The sequence below is a fragment of the Streptomyces palmae genome (genome assembly GCF_004684805.1).
GTDB lineage: Bacteria > Actinomycetota > Actinomycetes > Streptomycetales > Streptomycetaceae > Streptomyces > Streptomyces palmae.
This window is the reverse complement of the sequence record NZ_SRID01000559.1, coordinates 1-2968: the sequence shown is the minus strand read 5'-3', so window position 1 is coordinate 2968 and position 2968 is coordinate 1. Positions and strand designations below refer to the sequence as shown.

At 73.0% G+C, this 2968-nt stretch carries 3 protein-coding genes; 1 reads left to right on the top strand and 2 read right to left on the bottom strand.

Going from position 1 to position 2968, the window contains the following annotated elements; genetic code table 11:
* Positions 1–481, top strand: a 481-nt coding sequence (locus E4099_RS30875) for a PTS sugar transporter subunit IIA (protein ID WP_167828544.1), incomplete at its 5' end; no start/stop codon positions are given.
* Positions 482–663: 182 nt separating this feature from the next.
* Here the strand turns inward: E4099_RS30875 and E4099_RS30870 are convergent.
* Both E4099_RS30870 and manA read right to left on the bottom strand, forming a co-directional pair.
* Positions 664–1608, bottom strand: coding sequence for a cation diffusion facilitator family transporter (locus E4099_RS30870; RefSeq protein ID WP_135342406.1), 945 nt, complete (start codon positions 1606–1608; stop codon positions 664–666).
* Positions 1609–1721: 113 nt separating this feature from the next.
* Entirely contained in the window at positions 1722–2942 is a 1221-nt protein-coding gene (gene manA / locus E4099_RS30865; RefSeq protein WP_135342405.1) for a mannose-6-phosphate isomerase, class I, read from the bottom strand.
* Positions 2943–2968: the final 26 nt, after the last annotated feature.

The following is a 2968-nucleotide window of genomic DNA, read 5'->3' as shown; positions in this document are numbered from 1 at the left end:
GTCCCGGGGGGCGGAGGTGCCGGGGCGGGGGTTGTCCGGGTATCTGAGCGTGGAGGCGGTACGGGCCCGGCTGGCCGCCACCAGCAAGGGTGCCGCCCTTCGCGAGCTGGCCGAGCTGCTGGCGCGTACCGGCCGGGTCACGGATGTGGACGCGCTGGTGCGGGCCGCGCAGGCGCGGGAGGAGCAGGGGACGACCGGGCTCGGCGAGGGGATCGCGGTTCCGCACGCCAAGACGGGCGCGGTGACGGCTCCGGTGGTCGGATTCGCGCGTTCGGCGGAGGGCGTCGAGTGGGGTTCGCCGGACGGGACCAGGGCGCGGCTCATCTTCATGATCGCGGTACCGGAGGCGGTGGCGGGCGATGACCACCTGCGCATCCTGGCGATGCTGTCGCGGAGGCTGATGGACGCGGAGTTCCGGGCGCGGCTGCTGGCGGCGGAGGACGCGGGGGCGATCGCGAGGGTGTTGGCCGAGGTCGCGTAGTGGCTGGAGGGTGGGAGAGCGGGGTTGGGCCTGGGAGTGTGCTCGCCCCCGGCCCAACCCCTTTCCGTCGCCGGGGCAGGTCCCGCGTCGGGCCTGCCCCGGGGTGGGAGGCCCGGGGCAGGACGAACCTTTCCGGGGCCAGGTCCGATGTCAGGCCTGCCTCGGTGCCGGGGAGGTCCGGGTCAGGAGGGGACGGGGGTGCCGGAGGCGGCGGCTTCCGCGGAGTAGATGTCCGGCTCCAGGTAGATGACGCGGGCGATCGGGACCGCCTCGCGGATGCGGACCTCCGCGGCGTCGATGGCGCGGGCCACGTCCTCGGCGGTGTGGTCGTGGCGGACCGCGATCTTGGCGGCCACCAGCAGCTCCTCGGGACCGAGGTGGAGGGTGCGCATGTGGATGAGGCCGGTGACGGTCTCGCCGTCCACCACGGCCTCGCGGATCTTCTGGACCTGGTCCACGTCGGCGGCCTCGCCGAGCAGCAGCGACTTGGTCTCGGCGGCGAGTACCAGGGCGATCAGGACCAGCAGGGCGCCGATGCACATGGTGCCGATGCCGTCCCAGACGCCGTCGCCGGTGAGGAGGGACAGGCCGACGCCGCCGAGGGCCAGGACCAGGCCGATCAGGGCGCCGAAGTCCTCCAGGAGGACGACGGGCAGCTCGGGGGCCTTGGCGCGGCGTACGAACTGGGACCAGCTCAGGGTGCCGCGGAGCTCGTTGGACTCCCTGATGGCGGTACGGAAGGAGAAGCTCTCGGCGATGATCGCGAAGATCAGCACGCCGACCGGCCAGTACCAGTGCTCGACGCTGTGCGGGTGGACGACCTTCTCGTACCCCTCGTAGAGGGCGAAGACGCCACCGATGGTGAACAGCACGATGGAGACCAGGAAGCCGTAGACATAGCGTTCGCGGCCGTAGCCGAAGGGGTGCTGGGAGGTGGCCTCCCGCTTGGCCTTCTTGCCGCCGAGGAGCAGCAGCCCCTGGTTGCCCGAGTCGGCCAGCGAGTGCACGCCTTCGGCGAGCATCGATGCCGAGCCGCTGATCGCCGCGGCAACGAATTTGGCCGCGGCGATGGCGACGTTGGCTCCCAGCGCGGCGACGATCGCCTTGGTTCCGCCTGATGCACTCATGGTGTGCCGCTTGTCCCTTCCGACGCTTGGCAGCTCCGCCATCCGGCGGCTTGCGGTCGTCGTGTCGCTTGTCAGCGGGACATTGTCGCAGCCCCGGTCCGCGGGCGGCGCGGTCAGGCGATCACGGTGGCCCGGAACAGGGTCCCGTCACCGGTGGCCTCCACCCGCTCGCCGGCCGGTACGAAGACGGACTCGCCGCGGGCCAGTACCAGCTCCCCGGTGCCGGCATGGCGCGGGCCGCGGTCGGTGGTGCGCAGGTGCACGGAGCCGGCGGTGCACAGCAGGATCTGCGGGGTGCGGGCGGGCAGCGGGCGGGCGGCGGCGTCCCCGACCAGCACATGGCGGGAGATCCGGAACTCGTCGATGGGGGTGTCGTACAGCTCCTCGCCGTCCGGGTCGGCCTCCGGTCGCAGCACCCGGGGGGCGCCGCCCTCGAAGCGGACCACGCGCAGGAGTTCGGGTACGTCGACGTGCTTGGGGGTCAGTCCGCAGCGCAGCACGTTGTCGGAGTTGGCCATGATCTCCACGCCCATGCCCTCGATATAGGCGTGCGGCACGCCGGCGCCCAGGTAGAGGGCCTCGCCGGGCTGGAGTCGGATGTGGTTGAGCAGCATGGCGGCGATCACGCCGGGGTCGCCCGGGAAGTGCCGGGCGAGGGTGGCGTAGGCGGCGCATGCCTCGGCCCAGGGGCCTGGTCGGCCGGCGAGGCGTTCGGCGGCGCGGCCGGTCTGTTCCACGGTCTCGGCCATGGCCTCCCGGTCGGCGGACAGCACGGCGGTGAGCAGTTCCCGCAGCGCGTCGGGCTCGGGGTGGGCGTAGGCGAGGTCGACGTACGGCTTGAGCGAGTCCACGCCCAGGGCGGCCAGCAGTTCGGCGGTCTCGGCCGGGGCGCGGAAGCCGCACAGCCCCTCGAAGGGGGTGAGCGCGCAGATCAGCTCGGGCTTGTGGTTGGCGTCCTTGTAGTTGCGGTGCGGGGCGTCCAGCGGAACGCCGCGCGCCTCCTCGTCCGCGTACCCGGCCTCGGCCTGCGCGCGGTCGGGGTGCACCTGGAGGGAGAGCGGAGAGCCGGCCGCCAGCACCTTGAGGAGGAAGGGCAGCTCCGGGCCGAAGGCGCCTACCGTCTCGGGGCCCAGCTCGCCCTTCGGGTCGGCGGCGATGACCTCGTCGAGGGGGACCGGACCGCTCCCCCGGTCGAGGCGGGAGGGTGCCCCGGGGTGTGCGCCCATCCACAGTTCGGCCTGCGGCTCGCCGGTGGGCCGGACGCCGAGCAGCTCGGGGATGGCGGTGGGGGAGCCCCAGGCGTAGGGGCGCACGGTGTTGACGAGGCGGTCCATGGCGTCTGCGTTCCTGACGTACGGGG